General features: G+C 32.4%; 17 protein-coding genes. 6 read left to right on the plus strand and 11 right to left on the minus strand.

Annotated elements, in window-relative coordinates; translation table 11 throughout:
• Position 1 precedes the first annotated feature (1 nt).
• Complete coding sequence (locus EW093_RS01690) at positions 2–2,776, minus strand: FAD-dependent oxidoreductase (protein ID WP_149566727.1); 2,775 nt, start codon at positions 2,774–2,776, stop codon at positions 2–4.
• Between the two features lies 1 nt (position 2,777).
• Positions 2,778–3,443 (minus strand): hydrogenase nickel incorporation protein HypB, encoded by a 666-nt coding sequence (gene hypB, locus EW093_RS01695; protein ID WP_149566728.1) that lies wholly within the window; start codon positions 3,441–3,443, stop codon positions 2,778–2,780.
• 318 nt (positions 3,444–3,761) lie between these two features.
• Here hypB and EW093_RS01700 point away from each other — a divergent pair, with 318 nt between their 5' ends.
• Positions 3,762–4,748: a helix-turn-helix domain-containing protein gene (locus tag EW093_RS01700; protein WP_149566729.1), complete on the plus strand. Its 987-nt coding sequence runs from the start codon at positions 3,762–3,764 to the stop codon at positions 4,746–4,748.
• Positions 4,749–4,756: 8 nt separating this feature from the next.
• A complete protein-coding gene (locus EW093_RS01705; RefSeq protein ID WP_149566730.1) occupies positions 4,757–5,959 on the plus strand; it encodes an FAD-dependent oxidoreductase in 1,203 nt (400 codons plus the stop codon).
• 141 nt (positions 5,960–6,100) lie between these two features.
• Here the strand turns inward: EW093_RS01705 and fliB are convergent, their stop codons facing one another.
• From fliB to EW093_RS01720, 3 genes are all read right to left on the minus strand, one after another.
• A complete protein-coding gene (gene fliB / locus EW093_RS01710) occupies positions 6,101–7,255 on the minus strand; it encodes a flagellin lysine-N-methylase (protein WP_149566731.1) in 1,155 nt (384 codons plus the stop codon).
• Between the two features lie 144 nt (positions 7,256–7,399).
• Entirely contained in the window at positions 7,400–7,858 is a 459-nt protein-coding gene (locus EW093_RS01715) for a tRNA-uridine aminocarboxypropyltransferase (protein WP_187759785.1), read from the minus strand.
• 1 nt (position 7,859) lies between these two features.
• Positions 7,860–8,477 (minus strand): YczE/YyaS/YitT family protein, encoded by a 618-nt coding sequence (locus EW093_RS01720; protein ID WP_149566733.1) that lies wholly within the window; start codon positions 8,475–8,477, stop codon positions 7,860–7,862.
• 191 nt (positions 8,478–8,668) lie between these two features.
• Between EW093_RS01720 and EW093_RS01725 the strand changes: the two genes are divergently transcribed.
• Entirely contained in the window at positions 8,669–10,903 is a 2,235-nt protein-coding gene (locus EW093_RS01725; RefSeq protein ID WP_149566734.1) for an adenosylcobalamin-dependent ribonucleoside-diphosphate reductase, read from the plus strand.
• A gap of 57 nt (positions 10,904–10,960) precedes the next feature.
• Here the strand turns inward: EW093_RS01725 and EW093_RS01730 are convergent, their stop codons facing one another.
• From EW093_RS01730 to EW093_RS01740, 3 genes are read right to left on the minus strand one after another with little or no spacing between them, the layout of a single operon-like run.
• A complete protein-coding gene (locus tag EW093_RS01730; protein WP_149566735.1) occupies positions 10,961–11,209 on the minus strand; it encodes a thioredoxin family protein in 249 nt (82 codons plus the stop codon).
• A 25-nt stretch (positions 11,210–11,234) separates the two neighbouring features.
• Positions 11,235–12,212: a permease gene (locus EW093_RS01735; protein WP_149566736.1), complete on the minus strand. Its 978-nt coding sequence runs from the start codon at positions 12,210–12,212 to the stop codon at positions 11,235–11,237.
• Positions 12,213–12,512: an ArsR/SmtB family transcription factor gene (locus EW093_RS01740; protein ID WP_149569556.1), complete on the minus strand. Its 300-nt coding sequence runs from the start codon at positions 12,510–12,512 to the stop codon at positions 12,213–12,215. It abuts the gene before it with no gap.
• A 107-nt stretch (positions 12,513–12,619) separates the two neighbouring features.
• On the opposite strand from EW093_RS01740, the gene EW093_RS01745 reads away from it, so the two are divergent.
• Positions 12,620–14,809: an MFS transporter gene (locus EW093_RS01745; protein WP_149566737.1), complete on the plus strand. Its 2,190-nt coding sequence runs from the start codon at positions 12,620–12,622 to the stop codon at positions 14,807–14,809.
• On the opposite strand, the gene EW093_RS01750 is transcribed toward EW093_RS01745, so the two are convergent.
• Together EW093_RS01750 and EW093_RS01755 are read right to left on the minus strand one after the other, a co-directional pair.
• Positions 14,778–15,629, minus strand: coding sequence for a DMT family transporter (locus tag EW093_RS01750; RefSeq protein ID WP_149566738.1), 852 nt, complete (start codon positions 15,627–15,629; stop codon positions 14,778–14,780). The genes EW093_RS01745 and EW093_RS01750 overlap by 32 nt on opposite strands.
• The gene (locus tag EW093_RS01755; RefSeq protein ID WP_187759786.1) at positions 15,629–16,201 is read right to left on the minus strand and encodes a thymidine kinase; all 573 of its coding nucleotides are present in this window, start codon (positions 16,199–16,201) and stop codon (positions 15,629–15,631) included. The genes EW093_RS01750 and EW093_RS01755 overlap by 1 nt, the downstream gene beginning before the upstream one ends.
• A gap of 88 nt (positions 16,202–16,289) precedes the next feature.
• Here EW093_RS01755 and EW093_RS01760 point away from each other — a divergent pair, with 88 nt between their 5' ends.
• Positions 16,290–17,186 carry a hypothetical protein gene (locus EW093_RS01760; RefSeq protein ID WP_149566740.1) on the plus strand — a complete coding sequence of 299 codons (897 nt, stop codon included), beginning with the start codon at positions 16,290–16,292 and terminating at the stop codon, positions 17,184–17,186.
• Between the two features lie 33 nt (positions 17,187–17,219).
• On the opposite strand, the gene EW093_RS01765 is transcribed toward EW093_RS01760, so the two are convergent.
• Positions 17,220–18,260, minus strand: coding sequence for a 3-deoxy-7-phosphoheptulonate synthase (locus tag EW093_RS01765; RefSeq protein WP_149566741.1), 1,041 nt, complete (start codon positions 18,258–18,260; stop codon positions 17,220–17,222).
• A gap of 124 nt (positions 18,261–18,384) precedes the next feature.
• Here EW093_RS01765 and EW093_RS01770 point away from each other — a divergent pair, with 124 nt between their 5' ends.
• Entirely contained in the window at positions 18,385–19,668 is a 1,284-nt protein-coding gene (locus EW093_RS01770; RefSeq protein WP_149566742.1) for a glycoside hydrolase family 3 protein, read from the plus strand.
• The last annotated feature ends 138 nt before the right edge of the window (positions 19,669–19,806 follow it).

Below are 19,806 nucleotides of genomic sequence, written 5' to 3' on the forward strand. Positions count from 1 at the left end.
CCTACCTTGTAGCTGTAAATGGATTTAATTTATTTGCTACAATTTTAACTTTTCTACCAAGTACGTTTTTAATAACTGTTTTAGGAAGATCATCAATTTCATAACCTATAACATCGTGTACTCTTTCAAGTTTAATTGCATCAAACTTACATTTAAGGGTACAGGCTCCACAACCAACACATAGATACTCATCTGTTTTTGTAGCTCCACACCCTAAGCATCTAGCACTCTCTTTTTTAATCTGCTCCTCTGTTAATAGACCTCTTAAATCCTTAAATGTTGTTTTAGCAACTTTTCCATCAACATGCTCTATTTTTTGCCTCGATGTTCCATCATAACCATTAATTTGTGCTAAATTATCCTTATCAAACATCTTGTATGAGTGGTTGTCTCTACCAAAAACCAGGGATTGGCCATGTTGAACAAATCTATGAATAGATACAGCTCCCTCTTTACCTGCTGCTATAGCATCTATTGCAAATCTAGGGCCACTAGCTACATCTCCACCGGCAAAAATATCCTCTACAGAGCTCTGTAGTGTAATATTATTAACTTCGATTGTATTTCTATTGGTTAACAATACATTTTCACCCTTAAAAAGATCACCATAATTGAAAGTTTGACCAACAGATAATAGAACATAGTCACACTCTACTGTTTTAATATCACTTTCATCGTATTTTGGATTAAACCTACCATCAGTATCAAATAGGGAGATACACTTTTTGAACTCTATGCCAGTTACCTTCCCATCTTTAGTTAATACCTTTGTAGGTCCGTAGGAGTTATTAACATTAATATCTTCATCTATAGCTTCATTAACCTCTTCCACATGGGCAGGCATCCCATCCCTAGACTCTAAACAGAAGATATCTGTACTATTTACGCTACTAAGTCTAACAGCGGTTCTAGCAACATCTATGGCAACATTTCCACCACCGATAACAACAACTCTTCCCTTAACACCTGTTTCTCTACCTAGGTTAACATCCCTTAAAAAATCAACTCCACTAACTACTTCATTAGACTCTTCACCTTCTAGACCCAGTTTACGTCCAGACTGGGCACCTATAGCCACATAAAAAGCTCTGTAGTCCTGATCTCGTAACTGGGCAATAGTAATATCCTTACCTACCACTACACCAGTTTGAAACTTAACTCCCATATCCTTTAAAACATCTATCTCTGCATTAATAACATCTTTTTCTAATCGATAAGAAGGTATACCAAGGGTTAACATTCCACCTAGCTTTTCCTCTTTTTCAAATATAGTTACATCATAACCATCTATAGATAAATCATAGGCACATGTTAAACCTGAAGGTCCCCCACCAATAATTGCTATTTTCTTATCACTATAGTTATGTCTCTTTCTAGGTGTATATCGTGTATCCTTATTAAGATCCTGTTCTGCTATAAACTTTTTAATATCATCTACTGCAACAGCCTCATCAATATCCCCTCTAGTACAATCCTCTTCACAAAGTCTAGGACAGATTCTTCCACAAACAGCAGGTAATGGGTTATGTTTTTTAATAAGTTCCAACGCCTCGCTATATTTACCCTGGGATGCAAGCTTAACATAACCTTGTACAGGAATATGAGCTGGACAGTTTGTTATACATGGGGCAGTACCAGACTCCATAGAGTTTTTACGATTAACCCTATAGTCTGTATTCCACTTCTCTTCTGGCCACTCTGTATTTTTAGGTGTTACTTTTGTAATTACCTCATCAATAACCTCTTTAGAGCATAGTTTCTGACCTAAACGAAGAGCATTTGTAGGACAAACATCTACACACTCTCCACAGGCTACACAGTTTGACTCATCTACCTTTGATTTATAGTTAGATCTAACAATGTCATTATTAACAAACTCATTTGCAAGTCTCATAGCATAACAACCACAACCACAACAGTTACAGATAGCGTGGGTATGACCTAAACCATCTAAGTTAGGAACAGAGTGCATAAGACCGTTATCCTCTGCTCTTTTAATTATATCAAATGCCTCTTCCTTGGAGATCTCTCTACCACGGTTTGTTTTAATATAATACTCAGCAGCGTGGTCTAACTGGATACACATATCCTCTTTTAAGTGACCACAACCCTCACCCATTGCCTCTCTAGATGTTCTACAAGAACAGTCAGACACAGAAAAAACCGTAGCTTCATTTAAATAACTAGATAACTCCTCGTAGGAGGCTCTTCTTGAGTTCCCATCTATTGATCTCTCAATAGGCAGAACCCTCATAGGTCCACCACCTACAGGCATAATACCAGCAGCTGCTGGTCCACGTTTTGACCCAAAGTAGTAGAAGGCCTCTGCAACCTCTGGGAATTTCTCAACTAGCTCCTTATTGTTATTGATCATCTCTAAGTGACCAGGTACAAATATATCCTGCCAATACATGTCCACACCATCTACAGTGTTAACAAATGCAACACCTGCCCATGCAATATAATCTAGAGCTTCTTTAACCTTTTCATAGGGTTCCCCTGAGCTTTTAACAACATCATGGGCACTAACTTTCTCTCTAAACTTAAGGTGCATAGCAATCTCTGCTTGATACTTATTTAGAATAGGCTCTAATGCGTAGTACTCAGGACCAAAGGGTATAGCCTCCCGGGATGTACCAGCCTTTGTTCTACCAATCTTATTGGCAAGATCCAATATCTCTTGTCGATAAACTCTACCATCAACATCAGCCCAATTAAGTGCGAAATTAAACCTTGTTGATTTATTAAAATTTGTTTTCTCTACTTTTCTAGCCACTCTATTTATCCCCACCTATCTCTTTTTTAATCCAATTAGCCCAATCTTCTACACCCTCTGTTGTTTTAGCTGAAATTGGAAATATTAATATATCTTTATTTAATTTTCTAACCCTCTTCTCAAGTAGATCAAAGTCAAAATCGAAATGTTCAATTGCATCAATTTTATTTACAATTAAAACATCAACCTTACCAAATATTTTAGGATACTTAAGTGGTTTATCATCCCCTTCTGGAACACTTAAAATTGCAACATTTTTCATTGCCCCTGTATCGTATCCTGCAGGGCAGATAAGGTTACCAATATTCTCTAAAAATACTAAGTCCAGCCCATCTACTCCCAGCTCATCTAATCCCTGTTTAGTCATTGTTGAGTCTAAATGACAAAGCCCTCCAGTATGTAGCTGTATAGCTTTTGCTCCAGCATTCTGTACTGCAACTGCATCTACATCAGAATCTACATCAGCCTCCATAACACCAATTTTAAATTGATCCTTTAAGATTTTTATGGTACTTACTAGTGTTGTTGTCTTTCCACTACCTGGAGAAGACATAATATTTATTAAAAAAGTCCCCTTACGTCTTAACTCTTCTCTAGTTAACTCTGCAACTTTTAAATTATCCTCATGAATATTTTTTTTAATGGTAAAAACCTTTAATTCACCCAAATTAATATACCCCCCACGCCATCAATTATTTTGATATTAACAGTAGATTTTAAGAGTCGCAACTTTAGATTTTACCCACAAATTCAGAGATAAGAACTTTAGCAATCTGTTTACATTTATTAAAATAGATAAAAATATACTTTATTTCCATTTTTGATTCTAAAAACTGTGTAGAGATGGGTTTTAAACTCATTTTTTTAATATTTAGTGTAAACAGATATATAAAGTAAACTTTTTATACCTAAATTTTAATATTGCTATAATTGTTATTGCAATCTAATATATGTTTAGATATTAAGTTTGAGGAAAGTATATAGTTTGCAAAAAGAGTTAAAACTTAAAATTATTTCAGAATCTATAAATAATGGTGTTACTGTAACTTGTAAAAAATATAGTATCTCTAGAACTGTTTACTATAGGTGGTTAAAACGGTACCAGAGAATGGGTGTTGAGGGCCTAGAAGATATAAAAAAAGATTTTACTCCATCAAATAAAACATCTTTAGGAATAGAGAGAACTATTCTTGACCTAGTTAAAATATACCCTAGTTATGGACCAAAGGCACTTAACTATCTTCTTGAGGAGTTAGGTCATAAAATAAGTGTCTCTGCAGTATATAATGTTTTAAAAAGATATCAACTTTCCAATAAACATAAACGAATTCAGTTCTCAAAAAAACGAGAGCAAGTAGTAATACATAGCCTTCCTCCTATTTCCCAATTAAATAGTGGTGAGTGTTGGATATTCTGGATAACAGATATTGGAGGGTTTGAGACATATAAAAAAGGGTATACATATACTCTCTTTGATCTTAAAAGTAGAATTGCCTGTAGTAGGATTTATCCAGATCTATCATTTAATAACTTCGAGGAAGTTTTAGCTTCGGTAGCGCTATCTGTTGCTACTAGCTTAGAACTTAAAATTTCATATCTCTGCTTTTTTAATAACTGTAAAATTTTAAAGAGATTCCCCAACTCGTTTAAAGGCAAAATTTACGCAATGTTAAAAAAACATGGAAGAAATGTTAAAGTGGATTTTTTAAAGGATTATAGCGATCTAGAAACAGTAATTAGATACAAGGAGGATTATAATAGACAGTTATTAACAACACTGTTACACTCCTTTAATAGTGGAAAGAGTCTTGGTGATACAAAAAAAGATTTAAGAAATTTTATAAAAGATTACAATCTAAACTTTAAAGTAGATTTTGGAGATATTTCCTGTTCTCCAGTTGATTATCATAATAAAACAACAAACAACAAACTTATATTGCCCCTATGGGCCTATATCGATAGAGAGTATTAAGAGGTTTTATGCACGTAGCAATAATAGGAGCTGGATTTAGTGGAGTCCTTGCAGCTTATCTACTTAGAAGAAGAGGTGTAAGGGTAACAATATTCGAAAAAGAGAAGAGTATTGGTGGTCATTGTAATACTCTGACAATCCAAAACAGCTATATTGAACTAGGAACAATCTGCTCCTTCTCTAAGAATATAAAAGAGTTACTTATAGAGCTAGAAATAGATTATACTGAGCGGGTTATATATAAACACTTTGTAGATGTAAATTATAACAAAACAGAACATATGTCTAAAAATGAGGTAGAAGAGTTATTACTAGAGATTCCAAGGGTTAAGGAGTTATTAGAGAGCTTTTCAGATACTCTTCAAGATATTAATTTTGGGTTTATAGATCCAATACTATTAAAACCATTTGGTCAATTTATTAAGGAGTTTAATCTACCATCAATCGGTAAATTTTTTAGACCATATCTCTCATCCTTTGGTTTTGGAGATGTGGACACTATACAGACATATTATATATTTAAAATATTTAATATAGAGATGATCTACTCATATATGCAGGGACGAAAAGTAGTTTTTTTCAATAATGGAGTATCTGAACTTATTGATAAGCTAAGCAGAAACATATCAAACATTAGATTCGCTCTAGAGGTTAATAATATTGAAGTTGAGCAGGATCGAGTAAAAGTAGAGACTCCCTATAGTTCAGAGATTTTTGATAAAGTATTTATTACAACTAAACTTCCAAGGGATGTTATAAAAGATAATTTATATAACTCCTTAATGAAAAAAATTGAGACTAACCCATTTATAACCTGCTTATATGAGATTAAAGATTCAGACTCCGTAACTACATATTTTAAAGATAATCAGGGTCTTTGGGGGAAAACACAATTTTTTAGAATAACAAGGGAGAATAACAGAACAAATCTTATAGCCTATGCATATGGTAGGGTGGATAAAGAGATAATAGATGGAATAACAAATGACATTAAATCTCTAGGGATATCAATATCCCATCTAATTACAGTAAACCAGTGGTTTATGTTTCCCCATTTAAAACAAGAGAACCTAACACCTAATTTTTATAAGGATATAAATAACCACCAGAAAAATAGTAATATATGTTTAATGGGCTCCCTACTATCCCTACCTTCACTAGATAGTCTGTACACATCTATAAAAAACTCTGTAGATAAAATTATGGGTTAACATCTTAAGATATTAAATAAATATAACAATTTATATAGTCATTTATCTTTCTAAATATTTTTTGTTTGTAATTTTAATTTGATATATTAGAAGTTGGTTACGTTAATAGGATGGCCGATTTTTGCTCTAAAATATGCTGTTCTATATAAATAAATTTGATACAAAAGCCATACTATCAAACTCTTTCTCTTTTAGTTCATCTAAGAGGTTAGTTAAAAAGATATCATGGTGACTTATTGTTTTAGTATGAACCTGAACCATAAGAACAACATCATCTAAGGTTATTTTACCATTTTTAACTGCGAAACCTGATAGGTAAAACCTAATAAAACTATATCTTACAACCATCATTAAATAGCCATCAAATTTAATATCATTAACATTAAATGGAAAATTACCTTGAAACATAAAGTTAACTAAGTAATTCTCAAAAAGATGGTTGTTTTCATTTATATAGGGTGTAACTATCTTCTTCTCAATATCTTTATAGATTTTAGAAGATTCTATAAGTGAATCACTACCTAGTTTAAGGCCGTTAATTAAATCTCTGGTAAGTGATATAAAAACCTCACTGTCTATCTCTTTAAAAACCTTTAATGATTTAATCAAACCGTTAAAAAAACCAACTCTAAAGAGATATTTATTATCAACATCTACTGGAGAATAATCCTTACTATCAGAAAGATTTTGACCTAATTTTATTAATCTATCCTCTATTGATAATTTTCGATTTTGAACTATTTCAATAGAATTTCTTCTAAGTTTTTTTAGGTAGATAAGGGGGGATTTTGTAGCGCGAATCTCCTTAGAGTTGTAAATACTTTGAGTTAAGTGTCTATCTAATAGAATAGTCTCCCCTATAAACTCAATAGGTTTTTTATCTGATAAAAGTTTTCTAACAACTTCGGGGCATGACATATACATTGATAACTCATAAATACCATCTATAATATTATATACCCTTGGATATGAGTAACAGACATTAGAGAGATAATCCTCCCCTAAAACTTTATATATTTTGCATAACTTATCCTCTTCTAAAAATGGACACCACTTATTTTTAGATAGTTTCATATTTCCATAATCAATATCTTCATATAAACAATGTTCATTTCTAACAACCTTTTTTGAGAACTCTTTTTTCATCTCTAGGTTTGTTGTTCTAAAATATTTACGGTATGTTATTTTATCAATATCTATACTCCACCCTATACAACAGCTATCCTGACAACTACTTCCAATGCATTTAAAACCTGTTGTATATGAAGGCCGTAATATTTTAGTTAACTTTTTCAATTTATACTCTCTTCTTAGTTACTAATTATCATAACTTATATAAAAAGCCAATATTAGAATATAGCAGAACCCTTTGTCAATTAAAATCATCAAGGAGATATAAGTCATATGGAGATAGTTACATATTTCTCTCAATAGATCTAGCTAATTATTAAATGTTTTAAAGGCTAAAACTAACTTCTCTTTATAGAAATTCTCATTTTTAATTTCACACAACTCTATAACGCTCTCTACAGTACATAGCCCGAAACTCTTTTGGTTTCTTCTTAAAATATAGTTAGATTTTATACTATTTGGAAAACTATAAGAGTTGTATCTTTTTAAATATGGGGTGCGATTATATATTTTTTTTGCTTCCTGCCATGTCCCATCAAGAATAATAAAGTTTTCAATACTTTTTAATTCAGTAGTTGTAATTGACTCCTCACCAGGGAATACTAAAACTGTATTAGATGGGTCTAACCCCTTTTCTAGCTCTATATCCGGTTCTACCCTACTCCAGGGAATTACCCTACACAACTCTTTAAAAACTTCTTTTACGATAGGTCCAGTTCCAGTTTTTTTATTAAGTTCTCTTTTATGGGTTAATAGATAAATAAACAAGTTAAAACTTCCTAACACCATATCTAAAGGGTTCTGCCACAGTTTTGTTAAAAAATGATATAATTGGTCCCATAAAAAAGGCTGTAATTAAGGTCCCAATGCCTACTGTAGCTCCAAGAATAAACCCTGTTAAGGTACAAACAAGGTCAGTCCCGATTCTGCAGTAATGAAATTTAGCTATCTTTTTCTCTGATAAAATAAGAGCAACAGCATCGTAGGTAGAGACACCCATATCACCGGTAAAGTAGAGGGCTGAGCCAAAACATATAATAACAATAGCTGAAAACAAAGCTATAACTCTTATTAACACCATAGGCTCAGGAATCAAACTATTAAATAACCAAGAGGAGAATTGCACTACATAACCTAGAAGAAATATATTAATTAAAGTGCCTAGACCAATTTTACTCCTATCAATAAAAAATATAAAAAGAAGCATTAATAGATTAACTAGAGCATAAAATGTTCCAAACCCTAAGGGTAAGTGCCTCCAAACTCCATGGGCAAAAACCTGGAATGGATCCATTCCAAATAGGGAGAAATTAAATATTCCAACACTAAATCCAGTAATTAACACACCAGATATAGTCATAACAATTCTTTTACTCTTTTCACTCATATATACCATGATGTAAAACATAGATCCATAAAACAAAAAAGTAAATAGTTTCCGTATCTATCTCTTATCCTATTTTTTGTAATAAAAATATTCAATTTATCTTTTAAATTAATTAAAAGTAAACTATAGTGTCCTATACAATACTAATACATATATCAACGCTATATATAGTGGATTAAAAAGGAATGTAGATGAGTAAGTGGAAATGGGAACAACCAATAAGCGAAGAGATATTTTTTCAAAAATACGGATTATTTAATGAAGAGAACGTTGAAGAGGTTTTCAAAGGTGTAGCTTCTGAGGTCTCATCAAAGGAGATTGAAGCAAAAAAATGGGAAGAGATCTTCTATAATGAGTTAATCCAGGGAAGATTAATGCCCGCTGGTAGAATACTTGCAAATGCAAGACCTAACAGCCCAATGAAAAACTATAACAACTGCTTTACAATAGATATTGAAGACTCTATGGAGGGTATTTATAGCTCTTTAACAGAGGATGCAAAAATAAGTAAAATGGGTGGTGGTGTTGGATTTGATATATCAAAATTAAGACCAAAGGGTGCCCCTCTCTCAAGTGGAGGAGAGTCTTCAGGTGTTATATCATTTCTAAGAATATTTGATCAGTCAGCAAAAACTATTATGACAGGGGGACAACGCAGAGCAGCCCATATAGCACTATTGGATATATCCCACCCCGAAATAGAGGATTTTATTACAGCAAAAAAAGGTGATAAAAACAAAGAGCTTACCCAGTTTAACATATCTGTAAAAGTTACAGATGACTTTATTAATGCTGTAAAAAATGACAAAGATTGGGATCTTACCTTTGATAATAAAGTTTATAAGACAGTAAAAGCAAAGGAGTTATATAACAAACTTGCTAAAAATGCATATTTTAATAATGAGCCTGGGATATTCTACTCCGATACTGTAAATAGATATAATAATGGTTATTGGAATTTTAATATGGATAGATGTAATCCTTGTGGAGAACTTGTAATGCCTGCATACTCCCTCTGCTGTCTATCTGCACTTAATCTTGTGAAGTTTGTATCCAAGCCCTTTTCTGATAACCCTACTTTTAATTTTAAAGATTTTGAAAAATCAATAGAAATTGCAGTAAGGTTTTTAGATAATATTTTAGATATTACTGAGTATCCCCTTAAAAAGATTGAAGATTTCTCAAAACTGTGGCGTAGAATAGGTCTTGGTTTTACCGGCTTAGGTGATGTTTTTGCAATGTTAAAAATTCCCTATGGAAGTAAAGAGTCCCTAATTTTATCTGAAAAGATAGGAAAAACCTTAAGGGATGCAACCTATAGTGCCTCATCGGATTTAGCCCTTGAAAAGGGTACTTTCCCATCCTTTGATAGGGATAAATATTTAGATGGAGAGTTTATAAAACAACTTCCTGATTGGTTAAGGGAGAAAATAAAAAAACAGGGAATGAGAAATGTACAGTTAAATACTATAGCCCCTACTGGAACAACCTCCCTTTCAATGGGTCAAAACTGCTCCTCTGGTGTTGAACCTATATTTTCCCTATCTTATAATAGAACAGTCCGTACAGGTAATGGTGATGAGACAAAAACTGAAAATGTAAGTGACTATGCATGGAGGCTATATAAATCCATTTTTAACACTGAAGAAAAACCAGATTATTTTACAACAACAATGGATATTGACCCTTACAAATCTATAGATGTACAAGCTATCTTCCAAAAATATATTGACCACAGTATATCTAAAACCCTCAATTTACCACCAGGGACTAGTTATGAGGAGTATCAAAAATTGTTTATGTATGCCTATGATAATGGTCTTAAGGGTTTTACAACATTTAACCCTGAGGGAAGTATGAAGGGTATATTAGAGTATAATGATAAACAAAAAACAGTAACTCGACGGGTAGCACCAGAGAGACCTGTTGAACTTCCATGTAAAATTCATAGAGTTAAGTCTGGTAATAAAAGTTTCTTGGTAATTGTTGGGCTATTAAATGGTTCATTATATGAAATATTTGTTATTGACGATCCTAAAGAGGAGATAAACCTGGATACAGATAAAAAGACCCTAGTTAGGAAATCTGATAAGGGGAAATACGATTTGATCTTTAGCAATGGAAGCAAGACTATTAGATTAAAGGATTTTACAAATAGGTATGACTCAATAGATGCATCTTTGGCAAGAATGATTTCCATGTCTCTAAGACACGGAACACCACTACAGTTTATTGTAAGCCAACTACAAAAAGATACACATTTTACAGCTGTAGAGAGAAGTATCTCTAGAGTTCTAAAGAGTTATATAAAGGATGGGGAGGAAGTTGTTACAAGTGAGGGCTTTTGTCCAGAGTGTAATGAAAAATTAGCATTTAGAGATGGTTGTATGACCTGTGTAAGTTGTGGTTATAGTAAATGTTCATAGAATAATAGTCTTATCAGACTCCTGTTTATATAGGAGTCTGATAAATATAATATAGGGTTAAATTATATCCATAGCTAATTTAATATACTCTTCAATCTTTTTAGCCTTCTTAACTTCACCAGAGAACTTTACGTCCCCATCAATAACCAGCGCTGGTGTTGACATTACCCCAAAGGATGAGATTTCCCCGTAGTCAGTAACTTTCTCCAGATCTATATCTACCCCTAAGTTTTTAGCGGCTTTTATTGTTTCTGCAGTTAAAGTATTACACTTCTTACAACCACTACCTAAAATTTGTACCTTCATAAATATTCTCCTTTTAATACTGCCCTTAAAACAGCATGTTTATTAATAAACCAATAAATGTAAATGCAATTAAAAAGTAGCCAAATAAGTAGACTAAAAGCCTAGGTTTTAAAACCTGTTTTAACATTAAGAACTCGGGAAAACTAGCCCCTACAGTTGATAACATAAAAGCCAAAGAAGTCCCAACAGGTAGACCTTTTAATAGTAGAGTTTCAATAATAGGTATCATACCTGAGGCATTACTATATAGTGGGATGCCTAATAAAACTGCAGATGGAACAGTCCACCACGCTCCATCTCCTAAATGATGAATAATCCAACTTTGAGGTACAAATCCGTGGAGCCCAGCACCAATACCAACACCTAGTAGTACCCACTTCCATATTCTTGAAAAGATCTCTATTGCCTCTTTTTTCGCAAAATTATGTCTATCCTTTAAACTTAATTTTAAAGTGACGCTATCTGTTTCAACTTTTTTATGCTCTCCCTCATATAATTTTTGAGCCATTGGTTGTAACATTTTATCTGCTCCAATTTTATCAAAAAATATCCCACCTAATATACCAACACTAATACCAGCAATAAGATAGGTTATAGTAAATTTTAAACCTAGAAGAGATCCTAATAATACTATTGCTACTTCGTTTAATAAGGGAGAAGTTATTAAAAATGACAGAGTAACCCCGGTAGGTATTCCAGCAGCTGTAAAACCTAGAAACATAGGAATACTGGAACAGGAACAAAAAGGTGTAATAGCACCAAAAAGTGAACCTGCACTATACCCAAACCACTTAGATCTACCCTGTAGTGTATCCCTAACCCTTTCCATATTCATAGAGGCTCGTAAAATAGCTATCAAGTAGATCATAACTAAAATTAATACAAAAATCTTACTTGTATCCTCAATAAAAAAATGAACAGCATCAGCAATCTTTGTTGTTGGATCTAGATTTAAAATTGTATAAGTTAACCAATTAGCAAACCTAGTAAAAACTATAAACATCTATTTCTCTCCTTCTAAACAATTAAATGGTAGTAAAATACAGGGTGTCTCTAATGTATAAAATACTTTTAAGCCCTTTTTTTCTCTACTTACCAACCCGGCACTATGTAAAAGAGAGATATGTTTCGAGATTGTAGACAGATCAGCATCTATTAACTCGTTAATCTCACATACACAAAGAGTTCCCTCTTTTAAAATATCTAAAATGTAGAGACGAGTTGGATGGGCCATAGCTTTTAATACTAAAACTCTTTTTTCATATTTTTTAAGTAAGTCACTATCTAATCTATTTAATTGCATATTTGGCATAATAACCAAATACTAACTTATAATCAAGTTAAGAATATACCTAAAAGATATTTATCTTAGGGTTTATTTGTTTTACAATTCAATTATCGGAGCCTAATATGCCTACAATGTTTTTAAATGAAGAAGAGAGAAAATATGGTCAAAAGAAGGTTTACACATTCCAAGGTTTAAATGGTATGGGTTTCAACTTTATGGGAGAGACTCCTGTTTATCTTATGGCCATACAGTTTGGGGCAACTAACATAGAGTTAGGTTATATTTCCTCTGTAATATATTTGACAGGTTTAATTTTAGTATTTATACCAAGGATGTTGGCGGGAAAAAACCTTATAAAGGTTCAATCCCTTGCATGGCTGCTTAGAGGCCTATTTGTCCTACTCTACCTCTTTCTATATTTTATGGAGGGAAGAGCAGCTGTCTTATTAATATTAGTTGTATATACTCTATTTTGCAGTGCAAGAATTGTAGGTGTTGTTATTTGGAATCCACTAATAAAAATGGTAACAACATCCCAAACACGGGGGAAAGTTCTAGCCCTTGGAAATATTGCCAACCAAAGTGCATCACTTATTTCAAAATTTATAAGTTTTGTAATTACTTCTTTTCAATACTTATCAGGTATTGGAGGACTTCTACTTCTTCAGTTATTTGGGGTAATTCTGAACTCTACTGCTGCCCTTGAATTAAAGAAAATACCCTGCCGTGAAACTGTAGAGTATAAAAAGAGTAGAAACTTATTTGTTATATTCAATGAGTCTATAAACATTAGGGATAGACGATACCCTCTTATAATCAGATGGATTTCCATTAGCCTTATGGTTCTCCATGGTCTTACCATAGCCTTTGTAAAAAAAGAAGCAGGATTTACTGGAAATATAGTTTTTTTATATACTATGGCTATAGCATTGGCCAATATATGCTCCGGACTCTTTGCAAAAAACTTTGCAGATAGAGTTGGAAGTAGACCCTTATTAATTGGTTCTAATATTTTTCTCTCTGTATTTATATTTATTTGGATGATTCTACCAGTAAGTTCTAAAATTACTATGCCAATTCCTATCTATTTTATTCTAGGATTTTTATCCAACTTTTTTTTATTATCTAATAATGTTTTAATCGATAGGGTATTGGTAAATACAATGCCAGATGAAGACAGATTTGGATATAACTCTATGATTAACTTTATAACTGCTATTTTTTCACTTATATCAGGACTTTTAGGTGGTCTTTTAATTGACTTAGGAGAAACATTTTTCTTATTACTACCAAATACCTTCTCCCTTATGTTTTTATTAACTCTAATATTAAGTTTATCAATGGTACTCTTAAGCGCTAAAATTATTGATAGTGGCAGTCTTACTCCCAAAGAAGCTGCAGCAATACTATTCTCATTTGAGGGGTTAAGGGCTTTTAGTTATATAGGAAAGCTTAAAAGTATAGCTGATCCACTTAAAAAGAGAACAGTTATATTATCAATAAGCCAAAATGGGGCGGATATAGCAACAAAAGAGCTAAAAAAGATATTATCTTCTCCCCTCTCTCCACTTAAAGGAGATGTAATCAAATCACTATTTACCCATCCTAGAAAGGAGCTTATGGATTTACTACTAAAAGAGGCTACCGATTTTGGGTCATACCATCAAATGAAGGCTATTTTTACTCTTGGGGCATACCCATATAAGGAAGTTGAGAGAGTTCTGCTTAAATTATTAAACTGTAATAGTGACTCTATAAGGTCAAATGCAGCAAAATCCCTTGGAAGAATTGGATATAAAGATTCAACAGAGATGGTCTACAACCTAGACTCTTTAAGTAGAGACCCATGGGATAAACTTAACTATTTAATAGCACTAAAAAACATGGATGAGAGAGGTGTCATATTTAGTAAAATATTTAATATTCCTAACATAGATGATAATAGTATTTTTAAACAGACCTACTACTCCTTAGTTGGGGATTTATTAGACTTTACTCCCCCTCTATCTGAAATATACGCTTCAAAAAATCATAAAAAAGGGGAAGGGTTAAGGGATTTTTTAGATGAGACAAGGGATCTTAATCTATATAACACTAACCATAAAGAACTTATTTATTGGTTCAAAAATAATGACTGGAGTAGTATATGGGATTTTTGTAAAAGTGGGTTAACATCAATAATAACAGACAATAAACCTATAAACAATCTAACAAATGCAATCCTACTTAATACAAATAGCAGTAGTTATACATATAATGACTCTTTAGCTGCCCTGTATTTTACTTATCAAATACTCTGTTATTCAAAGTAAGAAACATACCTGTTAATATAATTATTACACCAAAATAAAAGTGTAGAGCAGGTATATCGCCTAAAATAATTATAACAAAAATAGTAGCTAATATAGGTTTTAAATAGAACATTGAGGTTCCAACTACTATTGGTACACGTTTAAGGCCATAAAAATAGAGGGTATATGCTAAACCTGTAGTTATTAAAGAGAGATATAACAATACCGGTAGTGACTTAGTAGTATTAGTTACAACAAAGCTGTCTATAAAAAATAGATATGGAATTGAGCCAAAAACAAATATAACACCTGTTGTAAAAAACGTTCCATACTTAATAACTAGGGGCTTAGATGCGGCTATATATATACCAAAACCAATGGATGCTACTAACATTAAAAAAATAAACTTAATATTAGATAGATCTATTTTATTAAAACCAAAAACAACAACATAGACACCTATAAATCCAATTAGTATCCCCAATATTTTATTTATATGTAGTCTCTCTTTTAATATAAATGCTGCAAAAATTGAAGAGAAGATAGGGTTCATACTAAATATTACAGCTCCAGCTGCAGGACTTATACCTGTAATAGATATGTGGTAGGCACCAAATGAGATAAAAATCCCAATAAAGGCTAAAAATAAAAATTGGGCCCAATCCCATTTTGTAACAGACTTAAACCTTTTAAAATCAATGGCTATAAGTATGATTCCAGAGAAGAAAAAACGGATAAATGCTAAAAAAAGAGGATCAATATTACCATTTAAAATATTTGAAAAAACCTCTATTGAACTAAAGAGTAAAATTGTAATAAAAATTGATATATATGGTAACACTATCTATCCTTATTTTTAATAATATCTTCAAAGGATGAGAACTCATCACTCTTCATATTACTTTTTTCATTCCAACATTTTCGACACAGCGCAGTATACTCATCTTCTCCTACAACTATATCATTCTCTTTATTCCCTACTTTATAAAAGGAGAACTGTGCATCGTCACCACAATTAGTACAAACAGCACTTAACTTATCAATCTGATCAGAAATTGGAATTAAATCTTGAACAGAACTAAATGTTTTTTTCTCTGAGGTACCGTTTAAAGCAGAAACAATAACAGTAATACCCATATCAGCCCACTTATCAATAATCTTAAGGTCAGAGAAAAATTGCCCTTCATCTATTCCTATAACATCATAGTTATATAGATCTTTAAAGTCAGAGATATTCTCAAGAAAGAACTCTTTAACACTATTCTCTTTTTTGTCATGGGTAAAAAATCCCCTAGTATCCCTTTGTGGTCTTAAAAGCAGTGTCTGCTTTCCTGCAATTTTATATCTTGTTAATCTTCTTAAAAGCTCAGAACTTTTTCCTGAAAACATAGGACCAATAATTAATTCAATCATTCCATTATTCAACACTATTATCCTAACTTTTTCAATTAAAAGTTTATTTATAATTGATGAGAATCACTCTTCGTGGTATCTTGTAGCTATGTCTATAATAGCGAAACTTGATGTTTTTACTCTAAAAATTAGAGAAAAGGGTAATAAAGAGAATTACTTAAATTTTAACGATGTTGGTGGATTTAACCTTCTAAATGAGATCTCTTTCTATTTAGGAAAGAATATCTATCTTTTTAAAATTGATAATGAAGCTGAGCGAACATCTAGAATAGAAAAAAATGAGTTAATAGAAAACTCTCTATTTTGTAGAATAAAGGTTGGTAAATTTGGTGAATCATCTGAAATTGTAGACACACTATCAGGTTCTGGTATATTTCATAAGGAGAGGGAGCACTCGGATACAATTCCACTTTTTTTCCATATATATGTTACAGAAAAAAGTGATATGGCAATTCTACATATTGAAAAGTGTAATAATAGATCACTAATCCCAGAAATCAGGAATATTTTATCAACAGTTCTAGAAGGTTTAAGGGAGGATCTGTTTATATATGAACTAAGACCTTTAAGAAAAACATTAACCCTAGATGAATTGATTAAAAAGAGTTATGGCTCAATAAATAAGATTAGTCTTACAATTGATCAAAATATTAATGATGACTATTTAGAACCAACTGTATTAACTATAAAATCAAAGCCTAGAAAGGATTTCTCGGATAAGATAATAAATAATCTAATAAGCTGCTCTAAGAGTAAAAACTATAACGAACTTAAGAGTTTACTACCTAAGGCTCTTAATAAGATTGATATACAAAATGTTATTCTTGGTATTAGACTAAATGATAAGGGAAATATTACTGTTAACTTATCTGAACCTATACAAATTACAAATAGCTATATAGTATCAAATGACAGTCTAAATATCGATAAGTTTGGACATCCATCGTATAAGTATTTAAAGGAGTATAGTAGCTCCCTAATGTAGAAATCCCACACCTAATTTGGTGTGGGGATATTATTAGATAGATCTGTATACAAGATCTAATAACTCTTCTGTTTCAGAAATACTGATACATTGATCAGTTACAGAGACTCCATACTCTAGTTTAGATAGATCATCCCCTATTTTCTGGTTTCCTTCCTTTAAGTTACTCTCTAACATAAAACCTATTATTGAACTATTTCCAGACTGTTTTTGAGCAATTATGGACTTTATAACCTTACCCTGATTTTTATAATTTTTATCTGAGTTAGCATGGCTACAATCAACAATAATTGAGCTATTAAGCTTAGATGCCTCTAATAACTCTTCGGTCTCTAATATATTTTTAGCTCCATAATTAGAACCATTTCGCCCACCTCTTAATATTACATGTCCATACTTGTTACCCTTTGTTTTAAGAACAGATGTTTGACCAACTTGATCGATACCAATAAAAGTGTGGGAGTGATTAGATGCAATAAGTGCATCAATTGCTGTTTTTATACTACCATCAGTTCCATTTTTAAAACCAACAGGCATGGATAAACCACTGGACATCTCCCTATGAGTCTGACTCTCTGTAGTTCTTGCACCTATAGCAGCCCAGGATATTAGATCTGAATTATATTGGGGAACAATAGGGTCTAAAGCCTCTGTAGCACATGGTAGCCCTAGGTTATTAATATCAGCTAAGAGCTTCCGCCCCCGTCTTAATCCTTCCTCTATATCACAGGAGCCATCCATATATGGATCCAGGATCATCCCCTTCCAGCCTACAGTAGTTCTAGGCTTCTCAAAGTATACTCTCATAACAACAACAATTTTTTCTTTATATCTATCTTGAAGTTTTTTTAACTCTTTTGCATACTCCATGGCACAATTATAATCATGTACTGAGCAGGGACCAACTATAGCAATGATCCTACTATCCTCTTTATCAAGGATCTTTTTAATTGTCTTTCTTCCAGTAATTACTGTCTGATATGCTGAATCACTAACTGATATTTCACTCTTTAAATCATCTGGAGATAATAGAGGTTTACAACTTCCAATGTTAACATTCAATATTTTTTCCATACTCTCTCCCAATTATTAACTAATAAAAAGGGTAGAAAAAATAGTTTATTAACCTTATTATTAATTACATTATTTTTTGTGAGTTTAGAATATATAATAAATAATGTACATAGGGGCAACTTAAGTGAAAATCAAAATATTATACATAATTTTAATCATATTACTGTTTTCTTGTGTTACAACTACGCAAATTAGTGACGACAATGAAGATATTTCGGATAACATATTAATAGAGAATCCTGTTGATTTAAATATAGAGGATATAGATAAAGAAGCTGTATTAACAAAAGATGAGTTAGATAGGATTAAAAGAGAAGAAATATTAGAACAGATGAGTCTAGAGGAGAGAGTTGGACAACTATTTATTATCCAAATCAGGGGTTATACCCGGGTAGATAGTCAGTTAAAAGCGTTTATTCAAAAGTATAAACCTGGGGGCATAATCCTATTTAGTAACAATATTGAAAATAACGAACAAGTTTCAACATTAATAAAGGATTTACAATCTATAAATAGTTTACCCATGTTTATTGCAGTCGATGAGGAGGGTGGTATTGTTTCAAGGCTAGGTAAAGAGAAAAATGTAGATGTAACCCACCTACCCCCAGCCCTTACTATTGGAAATAAAAACAACCCAAGGCTAGCTTATGTTGAGGGAAAGATTTTAGGTAGAGAGCTAACAGCCCTTGGATTTAATATGGATATGGCTCCTGTTGCAGATGTAAATACAAATCCTCAAAATCCAGTTATTGGTAATAGAACTTACTCTGCTAATCAGCACATAGCCGGTGAGATGGTTGTTAATGTTATAAAAGGAATGAGAGAGGAGGGGTTAATATCTGTAATTAAGCACTTTCCTGGTCATGGGGATACAAAAACAGACTCCCACCTAGGGGCAGTAGTATCTCCCCATAATATTGATAGGCTAAATCAGATTGAGTTTGTACCCTTTAAAAGAGGAATAGATAGTGGAGTTGATGTTATTATGACCGCCCATATTATAATGCCAGGAATATCAAATCTACCCCTTCCCTCTACACTTAACCCTGAAATTTTAACAGGAATTCTACGGAATGAATTGGGTTTTAACGGACTAATTATGACAGATGCCCTGGATATGGGTGCTATAACAGATAACTTTTCCACAAAAGAGGCTGTTACTCTTGGTATAGAGGCAGGAGTTGACCTCCTATTAATACCTGCAAACCAAAAAATTGGTATAGAATCCCTAATAGAGTCAGTTAAAAACGGTGAAATCTCAGAAGATAGAGTTAACGAATCAGCTTTAAGGATTTTAAGATTAAAACAAAAGAGTAATCTTTTAACTTATCAAGAACCAAAAGAGAGTATAACTGACGTAAAAAATGACCCAAAACATAGAGCACTAATTGATTCTTTATCGGAATAAACTGCTTTTTATACAAAATAAACATTTTTTTATTACTATACACTACAAAAAAGGCTAAGCAGGTAAAATTTAAACCTTAAATTGTAACAAAAAGCAGTTTTTATATAAAAGCACCAAATAAACTAACGTCAAGATTGA

The organism is Thiospirochaeta perfilievii (assembly GCF_008329945.1).
In the GTDB taxonomy this organism is placed as follows: domain Bacteria; phylum Spirochaetota; class Spirochaetia; order DSM-2461; family DSM-2461; genus Thiospirochaeta; species Thiospirochaeta perfilievii.

Bases quoted from the DNA above. Each gene is read 5' to 3' on its own strand.
- EW093_RS01705 (WP_149566730.1), top strand. From the start codon at position 4,757: ATGCACGTAGCAATAATAGGAGCTGGATTTAGTGGAGTCCTTGCAGCT.
- EW093_RS01720 (WP_149566733.1), bottom strand. From the start codon at position 8,477: ATGAGTGAAAAGAGTAAAAGAATTGTTATGACTATATCTGGTGTGTTA.
- EW093_RS01725 (WP_149566734.1), top strand. From the start codon at position 8,669: ATGAGTAAGTGGAAATGGGAACAACCAATAAGCGAAGAGATATTTTTT.
- EW093_RS01730 (WP_149566735.1), bottom strand. From the start codon at position 11,209: ATGAAGGTACAAATTTTAGGTAGTGGTTGTAAGAAGTGTAATACTTTA.
- EW093_RS01735 (WP_149566736.1), bottom strand. From the start codon at position 12,212: ATGTTTATAGTTTTTACTAGGTTTGCTAATTGGTTAACTTATACAATT.
- EW093_RS01740 (WP_149569556.1), bottom strand. From the start codon at position 12,512: ATGCAATTAAATAGATTAGATAGTGACTTACTTAAAAAATATGAAAAA.
- EW093_RS01745 (WP_149566737.1), top strand. From the start codon at position 12,620: ATGCCTACAATGTTTTTAAATGAAGAAGAGAGAAAATATGGTCAAAAG.
- EW093_RS01755 (WP_187759786.1), bottom strand. From the start codon at position 16,201: ATGATTGAATTAATTATTGGTCCTATGTTTTCAGGAAAAAGTTCTGAG.
- EW093_RS01760 (WP_149566740.1), top strand. From the start codon at position 16,290: ATGTCTATAATAGCGAAACTTGATGTTTTTACTCTAAAAATTAGAGAA.
- EW093_RS01765 (WP_149566741.1), bottom strand. From the start codon at position 18,260: ATGGAAAAAATATTGAATGTTAACATTGGAAGTTGTAAACCTCTATTA.